The sequence below is a fragment of the Actinoplanes sp. NPDC048791 genome (genome assembly GCF_040650095.1).
GTDB lineage: Bacteria > Actinomycetota > Actinomycetes > Mycobacteriales > Micromonosporaceae > Actinoplanes.
Genome location: NZ_JBEZGQ010001529.1, coordinates 1 through 1,474, shown reverse-complemented (window position 1 = coordinate 1,474; position 1,474 = coordinate 1). Strand labels below are relative to the sequence as shown.

At 73.8% G+C, this 1,474-nt stretch carries 1 pseudogene; it reads left to right on the top strand.

Annotation, left to right across the window (positions count from 1 at the left end):
* Window positions 1-14: 14 nt before the first annotated feature.
* Window positions 15-1,474 (top strand): annotated as a pseudogene (locus tag AB0C29_RS48140) (molybdate metabolism regulator); the annotation flags it as partial.

The following is a 1,474-nucleotide window of genomic DNA, read 5'->3' as shown; positions in this document are numbered from 1 at the left end:
ACAACGACCCGGACGTGACGCCGCTGGGCGCGGCGGGGGCCCTCTCGGCACTGAGCATCCGCATTCAGTATCCGGAGGACAGCGGGGACGTCCTCACGCCGCTCGCCGACCTCTGGATCGCCCGCCACGGCCTGCTGTTCGCCGCACGGGCGGCGGTCGAGCAGGCCTTGCTGGGCGTGCAGGAAGGCGAGCGCGTCAATCCGGCGACCTACGGGGACCTCTCCCTCGCCCCGGTCGCGTTCGGCGAGGCTGCCCATCGCGGGCCGCAACGGCAGATCCTGCTCCGGGTCCGGGCCGCGATCGCCGTGGCGCCCGATGCCGAATACGCCGAGCTCGTCGAGGCACTGCGGCCGTACCGCGACCGGAGCTGGAGTGCGGCTGTCGCCACCTCTGTTCTGTTGCCGGGCGAGCGCGACTGGGTCGAGCAGGATGTGCGGACGGTCCTCGCCAACGGCTCCCCGAAGCCGGAGCTGGCCGCGCTCCTGCTACTCGCTGCGGGCACGGCGGAGCAGGCGCGCGCCCTCGCGCCGCACCTCGACAACTGGTGGTCGCTGCCGATGTCCGGGGTGCTGGCCACTCTCGCCGACGGGCTCGGGCCGGGCGCGGCCGGCGCCGTGCTGGTCTGGTTCGACGTCCCGCACATGACCGCCGAATCCCAGCAACGGATGCTCTCGGTCCTGACTGACATGGACGACGACGCCGTCTTCGCCGAGCTGCTCGCCCGGCTCGACCGCAAGTACGTCCCCGCGGCGGTGCTCGACGCGGCCGCACGCTTCCCGGCCCGGGCGATGCGGTTGTTCGCCGAGGCCGGTTCGCCGATGCTGCGCGCCCACGTGCTCGGGCACCTCGACCTCGTGGACGAGGTCCTGCCCTCGCTCGGCCCCGCTGCCGCGGAACGGGTGCGTGCCGTGGCTGCCGCCGCTGCCGCCGTCTCGTACGCGCCGATCGCAGCCGTCCCGCCGGTGCTGTCCAGCCCACCGTGGCTGCATCGCGCCAAGCCCGCCAAACCGGTCGTGATCGCGGGCCTGAGCTGCGACGACCCCGCGACCCTCGAGTGGCGCGACGGCGAACGCGACCGGTGGCTGGACACTCCGGGCGACTGGGGACAGCCCTGGATCACCTGGGAGGAGGCCGCCCGCTGCGTGGCGTCGGGCTCGAACGTCTGGTTCGCACCGATGCTGTTCACCGGCGGCCCCGAGGAGCTGGTCCGGCCCCTGCTGCCGACGTGGCAGCCGGAACGCGCGGCCGTCTTCGGCGAGTGGGTGAAGGTGGCGGCCGCACGGTTCGGGCTCGCCGCGCAGCCGCTCGTGCAAGGCGCGGCCGAACGCTCGCCCGCGCTGACCGACGCGCTGCTGCCGTACTCGTCACTGACGATCGTCGTGTTCATGGCCGATCGCTACACACGGGTGAAGAGCGCCCGGGCGGCGGCCTCCGCGTGCCGCAGCAGCCAGGTGAGCGCAGCCGGCCGGGCGCT